General features: G+C 68.6%; 15 protein-coding genes. 10 read left to right on the forward strand and 5 right to left on the reverse strand.

The annotated features are described in order from the left end of the window. Positions 1-23: 23 nt before the first annotated feature. Together ACP7A5_RS07445 and ACP7A5_RS07450 are read left to right on the forward strand one after the other, a co-directional pair. A complete protein-coding gene (locus ACP7A5_RS07445; RefSeq protein WP_426041325.1) occupies positions 24-1,841 on the forward strand; it encodes an autotransporter assembly complex protein TamA in 1,818 nt (605 codons plus the stop codon). Further along, entirely contained in the window at positions 1,838-6,082 is a 4,245-nt protein-coding gene (locus ACP7A5_RS07450) for a translocation/assembly module TamB domain-containing protein (RefSeq protein ID WP_426041326.1), read from the forward strand. The genes ACP7A5_RS07445 and ACP7A5_RS07450 overlap by 4 nt, the downstream gene beginning before the upstream one ends. Here ACP7A5_RS07450 and ACP7A5_RS07455 read toward each other — a convergent pair. After that, a complete protein-coding gene (locus ACP7A5_RS07455; protein ID WP_426041327.1) occupies positions 6,079-6,597 on the reverse strand; it encodes a hypothetical protein in 519 nt (172 codons plus the stop codon). The two genes, ACP7A5_RS07450 and ACP7A5_RS07455, sit on opposite strands and share 4 nt — an antisense overlap. A gap of 259 nt (positions 6,598-6,856) precedes the next feature. Between ACP7A5_RS07455 and ACP7A5_RS07460 the strand changes: the two genes are divergently transcribed. The 7 genes from ACP7A5_RS07460 to ACP7A5_RS07490 all read left to right on the forward strand — a co-directional run bounded on the left by ACP7A5_RS07460 (position 6,857) and on the right by ACP7A5_RS07490 (position 14,684). Next, complete coding sequence (locus tag ACP7A5_RS07460) at positions 6,857-8,107, forward strand: hydrolase (protein WP_426041328.1); 1,251 nt, start codon at positions 6,857-6,859, stop codon at positions 8,105-8,107. 156 nt (positions 8,108-8,263) lie between these two features. After that, positions 8,264-9,271 carry an arginine N-succinyltransferase gene (locus ACP7A5_RS07465; protein WP_426041329.1) on the forward strand — a complete coding sequence of 336 codons (1,008 nt, stop codon included), beginning with the start codon at positions 8,264-8,266 and terminating at the stop codon, positions 9,269-9,271. Positions 9,272-9,422: 151 nt separating this feature from the next. Beyond that, positions 9,423-10,886 carry a succinylglutamate-semialdehyde dehydrogenase gene (gene astD / locus ACP7A5_RS07470; RefSeq protein WP_426041330.1) on the forward strand — a complete coding sequence of 488 codons (1,464 nt, stop codon included), beginning with the start codon at positions 9,423-9,425 and terminating at the stop codon, positions 10,884-10,886. Continuing rightward, entirely contained in the window at positions 10,883-12,217 is a 1,335-nt protein-coding gene (astB, locus tag ACP7A5_RS07475; protein ID WP_426041331.1) for an N-succinylarginine dihydrolase, read from the forward strand. Before astD ends, astB begins: the two co-directional genes overlap by 4 nt. A gap of 3 nt (positions 12,218-12,220) precedes the next feature. Next, positions 12,221-12,781 carry a GNAT family N-acetyltransferase gene (locus ACP7A5_RS07480; RefSeq protein WP_426041332.1) on the forward strand — a complete coding sequence of 187 codons (561 nt, stop codon included), beginning with the start codon at positions 12,221-12,223 and terminating at the stop codon, positions 12,779-12,781. Positions 12,782-12,783: 2 nt separating this feature from the next. After that, a complete protein-coding gene (locus tag ACP7A5_RS07485; RefSeq protein ID WP_426041333.1) occupies positions 12,784-13,395 on the forward strand; it encodes a DUF998 domain-containing protein in 612 nt (203 codons plus the stop codon). Next, on the forward strand, positions 13,392-14,684 hold the full coding sequence (locus ACP7A5_RS07490; RefSeq protein ID WP_426041334.1) for an MFS transporter: 1,293 nt from the start codon (positions 13,392-13,394) through the stop codon (positions 14,682-14,684). Before ACP7A5_RS07485 ends, ACP7A5_RS07490 begins: the two co-directional genes overlap by 4 nt. On the opposite strand, the gene ACP7A5_RS07495 is transcribed toward ACP7A5_RS07490, so the two are convergent. Then, positions 14,685-15,434 carry a LytTR family DNA-binding domain-containing protein gene (locus tag ACP7A5_RS07495; RefSeq protein WP_426041335.1) on the reverse strand — a complete coding sequence of 250 codons (750 nt, stop codon included), beginning with the start codon at positions 15,432-15,434 and terminating at the stop codon, positions 14,685-14,687. It lies immediately after the preceding gene. A 221-nt stretch (positions 15,435-15,655) separates the two neighbouring features. Here ACP7A5_RS07495 and ACP7A5_RS07500 point away from each other — a divergent pair, with 221 nt between their 5' ends. Further along, a complete protein-coding gene (locus tag ACP7A5_RS07500; RefSeq protein WP_426041336.1) occupies positions 15,656-16,879 on the forward strand; it encodes an acyltransferase family protein in 1,224 nt (407 codons plus the stop codon). On the opposite strand, the gene ACP7A5_RS07505 is transcribed toward ACP7A5_RS07500, so the two are convergent. The 3 genes from ACP7A5_RS07505 to hspQ all read right to left on the reverse strand — a co-directional run bounded on the left by ACP7A5_RS07505 (position 16,876) and on the right by hspQ (position 18,471). After that, on the reverse strand, positions 16,876-17,217 hold the full coding sequence (locus tag ACP7A5_RS07505; RefSeq protein ID WP_426041337.1) for a hypothetical protein: 342 nt from the start codon (positions 17,215-17,217) through the stop codon (positions 16,876-16,878). The two genes, ACP7A5_RS07500 and ACP7A5_RS07505, sit on opposite strands and share 4 nt — an antisense overlap. Beyond that, entirely contained in the window at positions 17,214-18,089 is an 876-nt protein-coding gene (gene phhA / locus ACP7A5_RS07510; RefSeq protein ID WP_426041338.1) for a phenylalanine 4-monooxygenase, read from the reverse strand. The genes ACP7A5_RS07505 and phhA overlap by 4 nt, the downstream gene beginning before the upstream one ends. Positions 18,090-18,156: 67 nt before the next feature. Continuing rightward, a complete protein-coding gene (gene hspQ, locus ACP7A5_RS07515; protein ID WP_425990647.1) occupies positions 18,157-18,471 on the reverse strand; it encodes a heat shock protein HspQ in 315 nt (104 codons plus the stop codon). Positions 18,472-18,598 lie beyond the last annotated feature (127 nt).

An 18,598-nucleotide genomic window follows, 5' to 3' on the forward strand; every position in this document is an offset into this window, starting at 1 on the left:
ATGTCGCCGATCAGGGTTGTATATTGACTTCGAGGTCTTCTCCCTTCCGCCGCATCACCCCCGCGTTCCTCGCGGCGGCCCTCGGCTTGGGCGCCATCGGCGTCGCGAAGACCGCCTCGGCCGATCCACGCGCCCAGATCCGCGGCGACCTCGACGCCGAGTTGCGCACGGCCCTGACCCGCGCGATCGGCGAGGCCGACGGTCCTCCCACCAACGGCTTCGACGCCCGAAGGCGTGCTCGCGCGGCGGTGGCCTCAGTTGAGGCCCTGCTGCGTTCCGAAGGCTACTACCAGCCCACGCTGGCGGACATCGTCGAGGGAGAGGACAATCCGATCGCGATCGTCGAGATCACGCCGGGGCCGCGTTTCGTCCTCGCCGCCCCGACCATTCGGTGGATCACGCCCGAGCCTGAGCCCGAGGTCATCCGCACGGCCCAGGCCGAGATCGCGCTTGAACCCGGAGATCCGGGTCGCGCCGCTGACGTCGTCGCGGGCGAAGGCCGGATCATCGCCAGGCTGGCGCGCGAAGGCTATCCCGATGCCGTGACCCAGCCGCGTCGCGTCGTCGTCGATCACGCCACCCTCACCGTCGCACCGACCTTCAACATCAACTCCGGCCCCCTGGTTCGCCTCGACGGCGTGCGGGTGGAGACACGCGGCCCGACAAATCCCGCCTGGGTCATGGGCCTCGCGCCGTGGAACGAGGGTCAGCGTTACGACCCCGAATTGGTGGCGGAGCTGGAGCGGCGGCTGCTGGAGACCGGCGTCTACGACGGAGTCGCGGTGGCCCTGACACCGGCGGACCAGACCAACCCGGCGGGCAACCGGCCCATCGTCGTCACACTCACCGACCGGCCGCGCCGGATCCTGGAGGCCGGCGCGACCTTCTCGACCGCCGACGGTTCAGGCGTGAACGGACTCTGGACCTGGTACAATCGCTTCGGCCGCGCCGACACCCTGCGGTTCGAAGCGCGTCTCGCCACGATCGACAGCCGCATCGGCGCCGACCTCAGCCTGCCCCACTGGCGTACGCCGGGCGAAACCCTGGCCCTGTCCGCCGCCATAGTGAACGAGGACACCGACGCCTATCGCCGGACCGCCGCCGTCGTGTCCGCCGACCTTCGCCAGCGCATCGGCAAGATCTCCTACTACAGCTACGGCGTCGGCCTGGACGCCGGTCGATACAACGAGAACCGCTTCGATCCGATCACCCAGGCGCCGGTCAGCTTCGACCGCGATCTGGCGATCCTGACCGCCAGGGGCAGCGCCTATATCGATCAATCGAACGACCCGCTGAACCCCACCACCGGCTGGCGCATGACGCTGAATGTCCAGCCGACGGCGGTGGCGGGCGAGGACACCGTCCTGTTCCTGCGCACCGAGGCCCAGACTACAGCCTACATGCCGGTCCAGGACGACGGCCGCACCGTCCTGGCCGGCCGCTTGCGACTGGGTTCGATCCTCGGCGGCGATGAACTCAGCGTCCCGTCGGACCGGCTGTTCTATTCCGGCGGCGGGGGATCGGTGCGCGGCTACGGATACCAGGGCGTCGGACCGCGCCTGCCCGACAACACCCCTCGCGGTGGTCTTTCGCTGTTCGAGGTTTCGGCCGAGGTCCGGCACGACGTGGGCAAGGGTTTCGGCGTGGTCGGCTTCGTGGATGCCGGGGCGATCGGCTTTGCCGAGACGCCAGACTTCTCCAACCTGCGCTACGCCGTGGGCATCGGCGCCCGCTACAACCTGTCCTTTGGCCCGATCCGCGCCGACATCGCCTTCCCGCTCGACAAACGCGAGGGCGACGCAGGCTTCCAGGTCTACGTCAGTATCGGCCAGGCATTTTGACCGAGCTCGTTCCCGACACGCCCGAAGCGCCGGAAACGCCGGCCAAGGCCGAAAAGCGCCGTCGTACCCGGCTTCAGGCCATCGCCTTCTTCGGCGGCTTCGTCCTGATCGGCCTGCTGGTCCTGACCCTGACCCTGGCCTTCGGCGGCCGGATGTATCTGGTCTCCGGCCCGGGGCGCGACCTGGTCACCAGCTTCGTCGCCGGCAAGAAGATCAGCCGCTACGGCCGCATCAATGTCGAGGGCTTACAGGGCGATCTGTTCGACGATTTCACCTTGGCCCGGGTCACCATCACTGATGAAAAGGGCGTCTGGCTTGACGCGCGCGACGTCCGCGTGGACTGGAGCTATTGGCCCCTGGTCACCCGGCGGTTCCACGCCTCGGACATCACCGCCCGGTCGATCCGTCTGATCCGCCGGCCAGAGCTCGATCCGCCGGACGGCAAGCCGCCCCAGCCCATGCCGATCAGCATCGACATCGAGCGGTTCACCGCCGACGTCGAACTCCTTGAAGGCTTCTCCCAGGAATATGGTCGCTGGCGCCTGACCGGCGACGCCCGCGTCCCGCGCACGGGTGACAAGACGGCGACCGTCAGCGCCTACAGCCTGAACCGGCCGGGCGACTTCCTGCGTGTCGCAGCCACCGTCGGCGCCAAGCCCGAGGATCTGCGCCTGAACCTTCGCGCCAGCGAAGCGCAAGGTGGTCCGCTGGCCGGATCGCTGGGCTATTCGCCCGACCAGCCCTTTTTCGCCTCGGCCCTCGTCAACGGCGACATCGTCAACGCCACGGTACGCACCGGCGACTTCACGCCGCTGACCATTCGGGGGCGCTATGGCCCCGAGGGCTCGCGCATCTCGGGGTATTTCGATTTCAGCGGGTCCGATCTGCTGGCGCCCTTCGTCGAACGCATCGGCCGCACCGCCCGCTTCGGCTTCGCCGCCATCCCTGACGCGACCCGGGAGAACGTCCAGGGCATGGCCTGGCGGCTGACCTCCGAAAACCTGCAGTCCAGCGCCCAGGGCATGATCCATCTCGACGGCCGCAGCGCGCCGGATGGCGTGGCCCTGACGGTCTCGACCGGGTCGGTCACCCGGCTCGTCGGCACGACCAGCGGCGGGGCGGCGACCTGGTCGGGCGTTTTCATCGGGGACGCCGAGCGCTGGGTGCTGGACGGCGACGTACGCTTGGCGAACGCCTCTCTGGCCAGCTATGCGGCGCAGACCATTGCGGGCCCGCTCGACATCGCTGCGGAGAACGGCCGCATCGGCCTGACGGGCAATCTCGCCGTCGCCGGGGGACGCAGCGAGGGTATCGTCGGCGCGCTTCTGGGGGCCGCGCCGCGCCTGTCCTTCGAGGCCTCGCGCCTCGCCGACGGGGCCATCCTGCTTCAGAAGATCGACGTGCGCGGTCAGGGCCTGACCGTGACCGGCTCGGGCGGGCGCGGGCTGACGGGCGGTCTTGGTTTCCGGGGCCGGGCCGACATTACCGATGTCAGCCGCATCCGAACCGGAGCGCGCGGAACCTTCGGCGGCCCGATCCAAGCCACCTCGGCCCGCAGCGGCGCGCCATGGGTGATGACCTTTGACGGTCGCGGCGGCCGTGTCGCCACCGGCATGGCCGAACTGGATCGACTGCTCGGCGCGACGCCGCGTCTGCAGCTCGCAGGGAGCCTCGACGATGGCCGTATCGCCGTCGAACAGGGCGTCCTGACCGGCGCTGCCGGCAAGGCCTCGGCGCGCGGTCTGATCGAGCCCCAGGGCCGTCTGCGTCTGGCCCTGAACTGGAACGCCCGCGGCCCCTTCGGTGTCGGACCCCTCGCTATCGACGGCGCCATGACCGGCGCCGGCGCCCTGACCGGCACCCTGGCCCAGCCGCGCGTGGACCTGACTGCCGCCTTCGGCAGTATCGCGGCCGGCCCGCTGACCCTGACCGATGCCGACCTGATCCTGAGTTTCCGCAAAGGCGCGGACGCTTCGGACGGCAATATCATCATGACGGCGGGATCGAACTACGGCCCCGCCCGGGCGGCCGGGAACTTCTTCCTCGGCGGAAATCGCATCCGCCTGACCGAGGTCGACCTGAATGCCGGAGGGATAACCGCCCAGGGGTCGGTCGCCCTCGCCAACAATACGCCGTCCAGCGCCGACCTGACCTTTACAGCCCGTCCCGGAGCCTTCCTGGCCTCCGGGATGGCGGACGGTCGCATCCGTCTGAGCGAAGGCGCAGGCGACGAGACCGCTATCCTCGACGTCGCAGGCTCCAACGTCCGTCTGGCCGGTTCGACCTATGTCATCCGCACGTTCGAGCTGGACGGCCGCGGCACGCTCGAACGCCTGCCCTTCGCCCTGAAGGCCGATGTCGGCGGCGATACGCCCGTCTCATTCGACGGCACGGGCGTCTATTCGCGTCGGGGCGAGGCCCAGAGCATCACCCTGAGCGGCGGTGGCAAGGTTCGCGAGATCGCCTTCTCCACCCGGAACCCCGCCGTCATCGCCCTGGCCGGAGACGGTCGTGTCGCCCGTCTCGATCTGTCGGTGGGCGGCGGCATCCTGCTGGGCGAAATCCGCCAGGACTCGGACGCCGTCGTCATCCAGGCGGATCTGACCAGCGTCGAGCTGGGCTCCATCGCGCCCGATCTGCGAGGCCGCGTCACGGGCCGCGTTTCCCTGCGCGGCGCCGGCGACGACCTGTCGGGATCCGCCAACGTCAACCTGGCCCAGCTCCGCAGCGTCGATGCGCCTCGGGGCCTGTCGGTCGACGGCTCCGTCAATGCGACCCTGGTCAACGACGCGCTGAGAATCCAGGCCAGTGCAGCCGGAACCGACGCCGTGCGCGCCACCGCCGACATCACCCTGCCGGTCGAGGCGTCGGCCGCGCCGTTGCGCCTGGCCATCGTCCGCACCCGTTCGATGTCCGGCGAGGTCGAGGTCCACGGCCAGATCCAGCCGATCTGGGACGTCTTCTTCGGCGGCGAACGCACCCTGGCCGGTCAGGTCGACGGCAACGCGACCCTCGGCGGCACCCTGGCGGCGCCCCTGATCAACGGGCGGCTGAATCTGCGGGACGGCCGCTTCCGCGACAACGGCGTGGGCCTGACGCTGGACGACGTCACCCTGGCCAGCCGGTTCGACGATGCGACAGCCCTGATCCAGACCTTCACCGCCACCGACGGCTCGGGCGGCACGGTGTCTGGCGGCGGCCGGATCGGTTTGCGCGAGGGTTCGGGCTCGAACTTCGAACTGGCGCTAACCCGTTTCCGCATCATCGACAACGATATCGCCGAAGCCCGCGCCTCGGGGCCTTTGACCGTGGTCCGCGCCGCCGACGGCAACATCCAGCTGGCGGGCGCGATCGGCATCGACGAGGCCCGGATCGAGGCCAATCCGCCGGGCTCCAACGGCATCGTCGGCATGGACGTCGTCGAGATCAACCGCCCTGGCGGCGATCCCGTAGAGACCGACGACGACGGTCCCAGCCGGGGTCCCCAGATTGGCCTCGACATCCGGTTGCGTTCGCGCGGCGACGTCCGGGTCGCGGGCAGGGGGTTGAACGTCCTGCTCAATGTCAACGCCCGTGTACGGGGCACGGTGGCCCAGCCTGTTCTGAGCGGCAACGCCACCATCGTGCGCGGCGACTACGAGTTCGCGGGCAAGCGATTCGTCTTCGACGATCGCGGCTCCATCGCCCTGTCCACCGACCCGGCTCGTATCCGGCTGAACCTGTCGGCGGTGCGTGAGGATCCCGCACTGACCGCGACCATCCGGGTCACCGGGACGGCGGCACGACCGGAGATCCTGCTGACCTCCACACCGGCCCTGCCCCAGGACGAGATCCTGTCCCAGGTGCTGTTCGGACGTTCGGCGTCGCAGCTGTCGCCGTTCGAGGCGGCCCAGCTGGCGGCGGGGGTGGCCTCGCTGGCGGGTGGCGGCGGCTTCGATGTGATCGGAAACCTGCGCGAACTGGCCGGGCTGGACCGGCTGTCGTTCGGCGGCGAGGCCTCGGCCCTGACCGTCGCGGGCGGCCGCTACATCACCGACAACGTCTATCTGGAAATCATCGGCGGCGGCGAAGGCGGGGCGGCGGTCAATGTCGAATGGCAGGTGCGCAGAAACATCGCCATCAGCTCCCAGTTCGGCGGACAGGGCGACGCGACCCTCTCCATCCGCTGGCGACGCCAGTCCCGCGTCCCCGGAACCGGAGCGCAGGACCGACGGCCCAACAGTTCAGCGGACCCGGATTAGCGCGACTGCTCCATCTGGATCCGGTCCACCTGCTTGATGCCCTTCAGGCCCGTGACGTGCAGGATGAATTGGACGACCATGACGACGACTGACAAGGCGATCTGCCACATCGGGGTCGCGGGCACGTTCGGCATGGAAGCGGACAACAGGGGCGCCGCGAGGCTCATGGCGATGCCCAGGGCGATCAGGACCATGAACAGGACGGCGATGAATTTGCCCGGATTGCGCCACTGAACGACGCCGAGGATCAGCTGGATCACAATCATTCCGCCAGCCATCCAGAGCCCGGCCTGAAGCGACGCATCGGCCATGGCCGCAGCAGCCGGATCGCCCTGTGACGCGGTCGCGAGCGCGTCGTTCATCGCCGCCGGATTGGCCAGCGTCCAGGCCAGGCTGATCACGCCGACCACGACGCCGATGAAGATCGAGATCGCGCTGGCCTTCGCACCGCGTTCGGCCTCCGCCTCGGTCGTCATCGGGCTCGAGGGATTCATCGCCTTCAGCCAGTTGCTCATGTGTCTTTCCTCCAAAATGACAAGCACGTTTTACATTAGGACGGCGGAGGGCGCAATATTGTTCGGCCTTCTCGCTCCCCTCGGGGAGGGTCGTCGCGCAGCGACGGGGTGGGGGCGGCAGAGCGATGCGGATGCAGGGTTGCGGGAGTTTGCCGTGCCGCCCCCACCCGGTCTCCGCCTTCGGCTCCGACCACCATCCCCCGAGGGGGAGGGAAGTGAGCGCCTTCACCTTTCCATCCGCCCCGTCTAGAGTCCGACCATGCGGATTCTCCCACAGGATCAGGCCGCCCTCGACCTGGTCGGGCGGGGCGAGGCCGATCTGATCGATCGCGCGGTTCGATGGGCGAACGTCAACTCCGGCAGCGATCACGCCGAGGGGCTGAACGCCGCCTTGGCCCTGCTGCAAACCGAGGCAGCCCGCCTCCCCGCCGAAATCGCGCGCATCGCGACCCAGGGCTTCTCCACCGTCGGCGACGACGGGTCCGTGCGGCCTCAGTCCCGCGCCGATGCGTTGAAGCTCACGGCGCGGCCCGAGGCGCTGATCCAGGTCGTCCTGACCGGCCACTACGACACCGTCTATCCGGCCGACAGCGCCTTCCAGAGCGTCATCACGCGTCCTGACGGCGCCCTGAACGGTCCCGGGATCGCCGACATGAAGGGTGGCATCTCCGTCATGCTGGGCGCGCTGGCGGCGTTCGAGACCCACCCGGAGCGGGAACGCGTCGGCTGGACCGTCCTGCTGTCCCCCGACGAGGAGATCGGCTCCCCCGCATCGGCGCCGCTGCTGGCCGAGCTCGGCGCGCGCGGGCATGTCGGCATGACCTATGAGCCGGCGCTGGCCGACGGGACCTTGGCGGGGGCGCGCAAGGGCAGTGGCAACTTCCACCTGATCGTCACCGGCAAGGCGGCCCATGCCGGCCGCGCCTTCCATGAGGGCGCCAATGCGGTGGCCGGCGCCGCGGTGATCGCGGCGGCCCTGCATGGGCTGAACGGACGGCGTGAAGGGGTGACGGTCAATGTCGCGCGCATCTCCGGCGGCGGGGCGTTGAACGTCGTGGCCGACAACGCAGTGGTGCGGTTTAACGTCCGGGTTCCGGATGCGCAGGCCGCCGCCTGGGTCAGGGACGCGATCGGGGAGATCGTTGAGACGCCGCCGTTCGAGGGGCTGACGCTGGACCTGCACGGCGGGATGACGCGGGCGCCCAAGCCGATGGACGCCTCCCAGACCGCCCTGTTCGAGGCCGTGCGCGAGACTGGCGCCCTGCTGGGCCAGGCCATCGCCTGGTCGCCGTCGGGCGGGGTGTGCGAGGGCAACAATCTGCATGCCGCCGGCCTGCCCAACATCGACACGCTCGGGGTGCGCGGCGGGCTGATCCATTCGTCCGAGGAGTTCGCCTGGCCCGACAGTTTCGTCGAGCGGGCCCGGCTGTCGACCCTGATGCTGTGCAAGATCGCCTCGGGCGAGATCGACGCGGTGAAACTCAAGGCGCTGCGTTTGGAGACGATGTGATGAGGCCATTCGCACTCACTCCTCCCCCATCGGGGGAGGGGGACCGCGTCTTCGCGGTGGAGGGGGCAAACCCCGGACACCGAGCTCGCTGTGAGCCCCCTCCACCCCAGCGCAAGCGCGCTGCGGTCCCCCTCCCCCAATGGGGGAGGATCTAAGATGCTTGTCGTCCGTCCCGCCGGTCCCGGCGACCTCGATCATCTGCTGGAGCTCGCCATCTTGTCCGGGCCGGGCTTCACCAGCCTGCCCGAGGACCCGGACCAGTTGTCGGACCGGCTGGACGTCAGCCGCGACAGTTTCACCGGCGCCATTCCCGTGCCGGACCGCTGGTTCACCCTGATGATGGAGGAGACCGACACCGGCGACGTCGACGGCATCGCCAGCGTCAAGGCGACCGTGGGCATGAAGCGGCCGTTCTTCTCGTTCCGCATCGCCAACAACCCGGTCCAGTCGCCGTCGCTGGGCATCCGGATGGATCACCAGACCCTGACCCTGGTCAACGAGTGCTCGGGCTGGACCGAGGTCGGATCGCTGTTCCTGAAAGCCGATCGTCGAAAGGGCGGAGCCGGGCGTCTGCTCAGCCAGTCGCGCTACATGCTGATCGGGGCGCAGCCGGAGCTGTTCGCCGAGACGGTGCTCGCCGAGCTGCGCGGGGTGTTCACGCCGGACGGCGCCTGTCCGTTCTGGGACCATGTGGCGCACAAATTCTTCCCCATGCCGTTCGACCAGGCGGACATGATGACCGGGTCGACGGACAAACAATTCATCCTCGACCTCGCGCCGCGCCATCCGATCTATATCGACCTGCTGCCCGAGCCGGCGCGGGCCGTCATCGGCAAGGTGCATCCGCAAGGGGTGGCGGCCATGGCCCTGCTGGAGAGCGAGGGGTTCCGCCCGAACGGGCTGGTGGACATCTTCGACGCCGGGCCGACGGTGACCTGTCCGCGCGACCATATCCGCACGGTGCGGGATGCGCGGCGGCTGAGCGTAGTGGTGTCGGAGGAGTTCGAGGCCGAGCTGCCGGCCCTGGTCTCAACGGACAGCGTGCAGGCCTTCCGGGCCGTGCGGGCGCGGGCGGCGATCGAGGGCGAGACGGTGCGGGTGACCTCGGAAACGGCGGCGGCGCTGAAGGTGCGGGACGGCGATACGGTGCGGGTGAAATCATGAGCCCACTTTTTCCGCGCATCCCCGCGAAGGCGGGGACCCAGTACTTTGGGCGCTCTGACCTTGCCGGGACCGGCGGACCGAAATCCCACGCACTGTGGGTCATAAAAGAACTGGGTCCCCGCCTTCGCGGGGATGAGCGGAACCTAACGGAATGACCGACGGGACACTCTACATCGACGGCCGGTGGACCGACGGCGCGGGCGACGGCTTCGCCTCCTTCGATCCGGCGACGGAGGCGCGGGTCTGGCGCGGGAATGAGGCGTCGGGGGCGCAGGTCGGGGCCGCCGTCGAGGCGGCGCGCGCGGCCTTCCCGGACTGGGCCGACCGGCCGCGCGACGAGCGGATCGCGGCGATGAAACGCTATCAGGCGGCGCTCAAGGCGCGGGCGCCGGCCTTCTCCGAAGCGATTTCGAGGGAGACCGGCAAGGCGCTGTGGGAGACGACCGCTGAACTGGGGTCGATGGCCGGCAAGGTGGATCTCTCGATCCGCGCCTATGACGAGCGGACCGGCGAGCGGACCGCGGAGACGGCGTTCGGGACGGCGACGCTGAGGCATCGGCCACACGGGGTGGCGGCGGTGCTGGGGCCGTTCAACTTCCCCGGCCATCTGCCGAACGGCCATATCGTGCCGGCGCTGCTGGCCGGCGACACGGTGGTGTTCAAGCCGTCGGAGGAGACGCCGCACGCGGGCCAGCTGATGGCCGAATGCCTAGAAGAGGCGGACCTGCCGAAGGGGGTGTTCAACCTGGTGCAGGGCGGGCGCGAGGTTGGGGCGGCCTTGCTGGACCAGCCGATCGACGCGCTGATGTTCACCGGCTCGGGCGCGGCGGGCGCGCATTTCCGGAAGAAGTTCGCCGACGATCCGCATGTGATCCTGGCGCTGGAGCTGGGCGGCAACAACCCGCTGGTGGTCTGGGATGCGGCGGACGCGGAGGCCGTGGCCGGCATCGTGGTGCAGTCCGCCTTCGTGACGACGGGGCAGCGGTGTTCCTGCGCGCGGCGGCTGATCGTGCCGGAGGGGCCGGCCGGAGACGCCATCATCGAGGCGGTGAACGCCCTGGTGGACCGGCTGACCTTCGCGCCCTGGGACTCGACGCCGGAACCCTATGCCGGGCCGCTGATCTCCCAGCGCGCGGCGGAACAGGCCCTGGCGGCGCTGCAGCAACGCATCGACTCCGGTGCCCGCGTGATCCGCGCGTCCGGCCCGGTCGAGAACCTGCCCGCCGCCTTCGTCCGGCCCGCGATCATCGATATCACCGGCGTCGACGTCCCGGACGAGGAGATGTTCGCCCCCTTCCTGTCGATCACCCGCGTGGCTTCGTTCGAGGACGCCGTCGCCGCCGCCAATGCGACCCGTTACGGACTGTCGGCAGGTCTGGTGTCGGACGACCCGGCCCACTGGGACCGGTTCATCCGGCGCATCCGGGCGGGGGTCGTCAACTTCAACCGGCCGACGACAGGCGCGGCCGGCGACATGCCCTTCGGTGGTCTGGGCGCGAGCGGCAACCACCGGCCGAGTGCGTATTATGCGGCCGACTACTGCGCCTATCCCGTGGCCAGTTTCGAGGCCGGTGCGGTGAAGAACATCGAGGGCGAGATCCGGGGACTGCGATGACCGCCGCTGTCGAGGCCAATGCCGACGGCCTGATCGGGCCGACGCACTCCTATGCCGGTCTCAGCCCCGGCAACCTCGCGTCGAGTCTGAACGAGGGCCAGGCGTCGAACCCGCGCGCCGCCGTCCTGCAGGGGCTTGAGAAGATGAAACGGCTCGCCGACCTCGGCCTGCCGCAGTTCGTGCTGCCGCCGCACGAGCGGCCGGACATTCCGTTCCTGCGGTCTCTCGGTTTCAGCGGGTCGGACGCGCGGGTGCTGGAGCAGGCCTGGAAAGCTGCGCCGACGTTCGCCGCCGCCGCCTGTTCGGCCTCGCCGATGTGGGCCGCCAACGCCGCGACAGTGACGCCCAGCGCGGACGCTGCCGACGGGCGGGTGCATTTCACGCCGGCCAATCTGCACACCAACCTGCACCGGTCGCTTGAGCACGCGCAGACGAAACGGGCGCTCGACACCCTGTTCCCCGACCCCGCCCGTTTCGCCGTCCACAACGCCCTGCACCCCGTCGCCCATCTCGCGGACGAGGGCGCGGCCAACCATGTCCGCCTGTGCGCCGGGCACGGGGAGCCCGGCGTCAACCTGCTGGTCTGGGGACGGGACGCCTTCGCGCACTGGGACGGTCCCTGGCCTGCCCGCCAGACGCGGCAGGCGTCCGAAGCCATCGCCCGTCGGCACGGCGCGCACGGCGTGGTCCTGGCCCAGCAGTCGCGGGCGGCCATCGCGGGCGGGACCTTTCACAATGACGTCGTCTGCGTCGGGGCGCTGGAGACGCTGTTCCATCACGAACTGGCGTTCGAGGACACGGCAGGAACCCACGCCGGCGTCCGCGCGGCGGCGACCGGGTTCGATCCGATCTTCGTGGAGGTATCCGCGGCCGACCTGCCGCTGGCCGACGCCATCTCGAGCTATCTTTTCAACTCGATGCTGGTTTCCTTGCCCGGCGAGAATCGCCTGACGCTGATCTGTCCGACGGAGACGCGGGACAACCCGCGCGCCCATGCGGTGGCGCAGGGGCTGGTGGCGTCGAACGGTCCGATCGGGCGGGTGGAATATGTCGATGTGCGCCAGTCGATGCGGAACGGCGGCGGCCCCGCGTGTCTGCGCCTCCGCGTCGTGCTGACCGAGGCCGAGCTTGACGCCGTCCATGGTCCGATGCGGATGAACGACGACCTGTTCGGCGTTCTGACAGGCTGGGCGACGCGTCACTATCGCGACCGGCTGGCGCCCGCCGATCTGGCCGATCCGGCGCTGCTCACCGAGACGCGTGAAGCGCTCGACAGTCTGACGGCGATCCTCGACCTTGGAGACGCCTTCTACCCGTTCCAGCGGACCTGACCGATGCCGGAGTCGAGCCACCGCATCGCCACCGAGGCCGATATCCCGGCCTTGGTCGGCCTGATGGACCTCGCCATCTCGGGACCGCTGGCCGCCTTCCTGACGGCCGATCAGATCGCGGCCAGCCGGATGTTGATGGGGCTGGACAGCCAGATCATCGCGGACCGGACCTATTTCATCGTCGAGGTCGACGGCGTGCCGGCCGGCTGCGGCGGCTGGAGCCGAAGGATCACCACCTATGGCGGGGACCATAAGCCGGGGCGGGTTCCCGCGCCGCTGACGCCCGGCGTCGACGCGGCCCGGGTCCGGGCCATGTACACCCACCCCGACTTCCTGCGCCGGGGCATCGGGCGGATGATCCTGGACCTGTGCGAGGCGGCGGCGCGGGCCGAGGGCTACGACCGGGTCGAGCTGGTGGCGACGATGGGCGGGGAGCCGCTGTATTTGTCCGCAGGCTATCGCGAGATCGAGCGGTTCGAGGATGATCGCGGCGGGGCGCCCGTGCCGCTGGTCAGGATGGGCAAATCCCTGAAGGATGGCGCCGCCGACTTCGAGGGAAAATGATCTTGCGCCAACTCGCCTTCACCTGCGCAATCCTGAGCCTGGTCATCCTCGCGGTGGCCGCGATCTCGGCCGGGTTCGCCTATCCGGGCTACGACCATCTGCGCCAGTACATCAGCGAACTGGGCGCGACCGGCGCGAGTACGGGGCCAGGCGTCAGCTATGCCTTCATGGCCTCCGGCGTCCTTCTGGCCGCCTTCTGGCTGATGTGCATTCCGCTTTTTCCACGTAGCCCGCTGGCTATGATCGGCTTCGGCCTGAGCGCGCTGAACGGTCTCGGCCTGATGTTCGGCGGAGTTTTTCCCTGCGATTTCCGATGCTCGCTGGCGAGCCCGAGCCCGGCCGCCGTCCTGCATGAGGTGCTGGGAGGCATCGGCTATCTGTGTGGTCTGGCTGGACTGGGCCTGGTCGGGCTGGCGGCGAAGTCCTGGCCCCGAGGGCGCGACCTGTTCCATCTCGCCATCGTCTGCGGGGCGCCCGCCGCCGGCGCCATCTGGCTGATTCACCCCGGATTCGAATTCTTCGGCGGAGCCCAGCGGGTGCTCGAGATCGCGCTTGCCGCCTGGACGGTCGGCGTCGCCCTGGCCGTCCGTCGGCCCATGGAAACTGTCGCATGATGCAGGTTCATATGACGTCCGCCCGCCGCCTGAGAAACATCGTGGGCGGCTCGGCCGGCAATCTGGTCGAATGGTTCGACTGGTTCGCCTACGCGGCCTTCACCGTCTATTTCGCCCCGGTCTTCTTCCCGAAGGGCGAGCCGACCGCCCAGTTGCTCAGCACCGCCGCCATTTTCGCGGTCGGCTTCCTGATGCGCCCCGTGGGGGCGTGGGTCATGGGCGTCTATGCCGATCGCAAGGGACGCAAGGCCGGCCTGACCCTGTCGGTCAGCCTGATGTGCGCGGGCTCGCTGCTGATCGCCTGCACCCCCGGCTATGCCACCATCGGTCTGGCCGCCCCTGCCCTGCTGCTGTTCGCCCGCATGATGCAGGGCCTCAGCGTCGGCGGCGAATACGGCTCCAGCGCCACCTATCTGTCCGAGATGGCTACGGCGAAGCATCGCGGCTTCTGGTCCAGCTTCCAGTATGTGACCCTGATCTCCGGCCAGCTGCTGGCCCTGATGCTGCTGATCCTGCTGCAGCGGACCCTGGGCGAAGCGGCCCTGTCGGACTGGGCCTGGCGCATCCCCTTCTTCGTCGGGGCGGGGCTGGCGGTCGTGGTCTTCTGGCTGCGTCGGGGCTTGGACGAGACCGGCGCCTTCGAGGATCCGGTGACCCGCGCCGCGCCGAAATCCAGCGCGCTGGAGCTGGTGCTGCGCCATCCCAAGGAGGCGCTGATCGTCATCGGCCTGACCGCCGGGGGCACGCTCGCCTTCTATACCTACACCACCTATCTGCAGAAATTCCTGACCAACACCTCGGGCTTCTCCAAGGCCCAGGCGACCGAGATCAGCGCTGCGGCCCTGTTCCTGTTCATGCTGCTGCAGCCCGCCGTCGGGGCCCTGTCGGACCGCATCGGGCGAAAGCCCGTCATGATCACTTTCGGCATACTGGGGGTGTTCTGCACCGTGCCGATCATGAGCGCACTGGCGGTCACGACCAACGCCCTCACCGCCTTCGCCCTGTGCCTGTCGGCCCTGGTGATCGTGTCTGGCTATACCGCCATCAATGCCGTGGTGAAGGCCGAGCTGTTCCCCGCCCACATCCGCGCCCTGGGCGTCGCCCTGCCCTACGCCCTCGCCAATGCCGTGTTCGGCGGCACCGCCGAATACGTCGCCCTGTGGTTCAAGCTGGACGGCCGCGAGAGCCTGTATTTCTGGTACGTCACCGGGATGATCGGGGTGTCTCTGATCACCTATGTCCTGATGCGCGACACGAAGGCGAAGAGTTTGATCGCCCATCCCGACTGATCATACGCCGGCCCTCAGCCGATCCAGCGCCTGTGGATACCGGCGGGACACGGGCGCTTCCAGCGCGCCAAGTTCGACAGTCCAGTCTCCCGAACCTTCCGGTCGAAGGCCGGTGACGCAACCCGAATTGATCAGCCAGGATCGGTGGGCGCGGACGAACCCGAACCGCTCCAGCTCGACCTCGATCGCCGCCAGCGTCGCCCGCATCAGAGGCCGCCGGCCGTCGGCCAGCCAGAACTCGACATAGTTGCCGGCCGAGGACACCGCGACGATGTTAGACAGAGGCGCCCGGATGATGCGGACACCATCGCGGATGTCGAAGCTGACCGGACGGACCGGCTCGTCCCGTCGCCGACGCAGATAACCAATCGCCCAGAAGACACCGAGCAGGTTCAGATAGCTGATGGCGTCCTTGCGCAGCTCATAGATGAACCGATCGCCGAACTCATAGGGTCCGGCGTCCATGACCCCATAGATATACCGGCGCAGCAGGATGAAGCCCGCGACGTGAAGGGCCGACAAGGCCAGCACGCTCGCCGCATGGATGGCGCCGAACCTGAGCCTGGGTCGCCACCCCGCGCCCAGCGCGTCCTCCGGCGGGGCCAAGGCGATGGCCAGCCAGGGAATCCAGACGGCGGCGATCATCGAGATCGCGCTGGTGATCTCCCAGCTCCACGGCTCCCAGGCCGCGATTCCGGAAATGTCGGCCAGATTGGTAAGGGCGTTCACGACCACGACGAGCGCGGTCACGGGGAGGATCAACAGGCAGGCCGTCCGCAGGTCGCCCGGATCGGCGTGCCGGAACCGCTTCCTCCATCGGCGGACGAGCCCGCTCGTCACGCGAGGCGCGCCACTTGTCCCGGCCGAGAAACGGCCATCCCCTCCCGGGCGCTGCGCGGCCCTAGGCGATTGCTCGCCCGGCCCCGTGACCCTGACGATGGCCCGATCCTCACTGCTCACGGAGTTTGCCCATGTCGGATGCCACCCTGTCGCCCCTTGCCCGCCGCCACGACCTGGACTGGATCCGCGTCGGCGCCTTTTTCCTGCTGATCCTCTATCACGTGGGCATGCTCTACGTGTCCTGGGACTTTCACATCAAAAGCCCGCGCATCGTCGAGGCCCTCCAGCCGGTGATGATGATCACCAACCCCTGGCGGCTGACCCTGCTGTTCCTCGTGTCCGGCGCGGCGACCCGTTTTCTGACCGATGGCTTCGCGGCGAACGGCGGCAAGGCGGCGAGGCGCCTGGCGGGATCGCGGGTGCTGCGGCTTCTGCCAGCTCTGCTGTTCGGGATGTTCGTGATCGTTCCACCCCAGATCTACTACGAGATTTTCCAGGCGCTTCAGGGCATAGGCGTCGCGGATCCCGCCCACTCGTGGGTTCTGCAGGACTTCTGGGTCAAGTACGCGACGGCTTCGGGCAACTGGTGTGATGCGGATGGGTGCGTGACGACGCCGACCTGGAACCATCTGTGGTTCGTGGCCTATCTGCTGGCCTATGGCCTGATCGTCGCCGTGCTGGTCGGTCTTCCCGGCAGGCCCCTGGCCGGGCTCGGCCGGTGGACGGAACGCGCCTGCGCCGGATGGGGCCTGCTGATCTGGCCGATCCTGTATTTCGCGGTACTGCGGTTCACCCTGGCGACCCTGTTCGAGATCACCCACGACCTCACCGGCGACTGGTACAATCATGGCCTGTCGTTCGGAGCCTATCTGTTCGGGTTCCTGATCGCGCGATCCGAGACGCTGAGAGCGACCTTCATCCGCCTGAGGAGGCCTTCGGCTGCACTGGCCCTGCTGGCCTGGGCGGGCTGGGCGGCCTACGCCTGGATTTATCGCGGCGACGACGCGGCTCCGCCCGAGATGCTCAAGCTGTTGATGCGAGTCGTCTACGCCATCGATCAGTGGACATGGATCGCCGCCATCCTGGGATACGGCGCGCGCTATCTGAACCGTGGCGGGCCCGTGCTGCGCTATCTCAGCGTCGGGGTCTTTCCGTTCTACATCGTCCACCAGACGGTGATCATCGTGGCGGCCTGGTATCTGATGCCGCTGAGCCTGCCGTTGCCGGTCGAGAGCGGGCTGATCAGCGGCGGGACCTTCGCCGCCTGTTTCGCGGCCTACGAAATCGCGCGGCGCATCGGATGGCTCGGACTGCTGCTGGGGGTGCGTCCGCGCGCCAGACGGGTAGAGGCCTAGGCTTCCGGCACTGCAGGGGGCGGCGAGACGGGACCGGCCGGATCGCCCGGCGCGGCCGCCGCCTCTTCGCCCTCGGCCAGATAGACCACGCGGCACTCGCCATCGATGGTGGTGTAGCGGCCGTTGGCGGCGTCGACGAAGGCGATGCGGCCGCCGTCGTTATACTCGACCTTGCCGGTCGATCGGCCGGAGAAGGTCTCGGTCCCATAGGTCCAGCAGGTGATGTCGGCGGGCTGGTCGCTCCAGGTCGCGGCGTTCCGGGCGCGTCTGGATTCGGTGCAGCCGGTTGCCGCGACGGCGAGACCGGCGATGAGAAGGATGGTGGTCGTGCGCATCATGCCGCGAATCTCCCGCCCTTTTGGGCATAGGCCTGGGTGCCACGGGTGATCACCCGATCATAGGGCTGGATCGCCTCGATGCCGATCTCGGACGCGCCCTTCAGACGATCATAGATGGGGCCGAAATCCTCCAGCGTCGCGTCGTTGAGGGCCTCGATCGAGGGGATGACGAAATAGACCTGCTGGAAATCGTCGATGCGGTAGTCGGTCCGCATGATCCGCTCCAGATCGAAGGCGATGCGGTTCGGCGACGGATCCTCGAGCGCGAAGACGCTTTCGGAGGCCGACGACACGATGCCGGCTCCGTAGATGCGCAGGCCCTGCCCCTCGTCCATCAGGCCGAACTCGACCGTGTACCAGTAGAGGCGGGCGAGGTTCTTGAGCATGCCCAGAGACTGGGCCCGCTGGCCGCCCTTGCCGTAGGCCTGCATGTAGTCGGCGAAATCCGGGTCGGTCAGCATCGGGACGTGGCCGAACACGTCGTGGAAGATGTCCGGCTCCTGGAGATAGTCGAGCTGGTCGGGTTTCCGGATGAACTGGCCCGACGGGAAGCGGCGGTTGGCCAGGTGGTCGAAGAAGACCTCGTCGGGCACCAGGCCGGGCACGCAGACGACCGTCCAGCCGGTCAGGGCCTTCAGCTTTGGATTCATGAGGGCGAAGTCGGGGATGCCGCCGGTGTTCAGGTCAAGCGCCTTCAGACCCTTCAGGAAGGCGTCCGAGGCGCGCCCGGGCAGGATCTTCATCTGGCGGGCGTACAGGGTATCCCAGGTGTCGTGCTCGACCTGGGTATAGGCGCGCCAGTTCTGGGAGATCGTCCAGTCCGCCGCCGCGCCCTCCGGCGGGGTTTGAAAGACATGTTCGAAATCAGCCATCACGCGCTCCTTGGACCGGCAGTCTAGAACCCCGGCGGCGAAGAGCCAACGGCCGGATCAGGCCGGATCAGTGAATCGGCTGCGCCCGCGGCGCGATGCGACCGTTGTCGTCCATCGTGAACCAGTGGGCCTGGTCTGCGGCAGACAGGGGCGTCACGTCGGGATCATGCTCAAGCACGTTCTCGGCGGCATAGACCAGGAAGCCGGACTCCATCCCCATGGCGAGAATGCGATAGAAGGGCTGATCGCGCTGGTCCGGGCCGGGTTCGCCGGCCGGTCCCGCATAGACAGCGTCAACGTCGACGACCACGCCGCGAAACGATTCCTCGCGGTGACGCACGATCTGGCCGAGGCCGAATTTGGCGGTGAGGGACTGGGTCATCCTGCACAGATACGACCCCGAGCCTGAGCGGCATGCCGGTCGTCCTGTTCATCTTGCTGTCAGATAGGCTTGGCGCGGACGGTTCGGCGCGGCTAGGTTCACCGGGACGGGCGCCCGGTTCGGTTGC

Origin of the sequence: Brevundimonas sp. TWP2-3-4b1 (assembly GCF_049897665.1) — a bacterium.
In the GTDB taxonomy this organism is placed as follows: Bacteria; Pseudomonadota; Alphaproteobacteria; order Caulobacterales; family Caulobacteraceae; genus Brevundimonas; species Brevundimonas subvibrioides_B.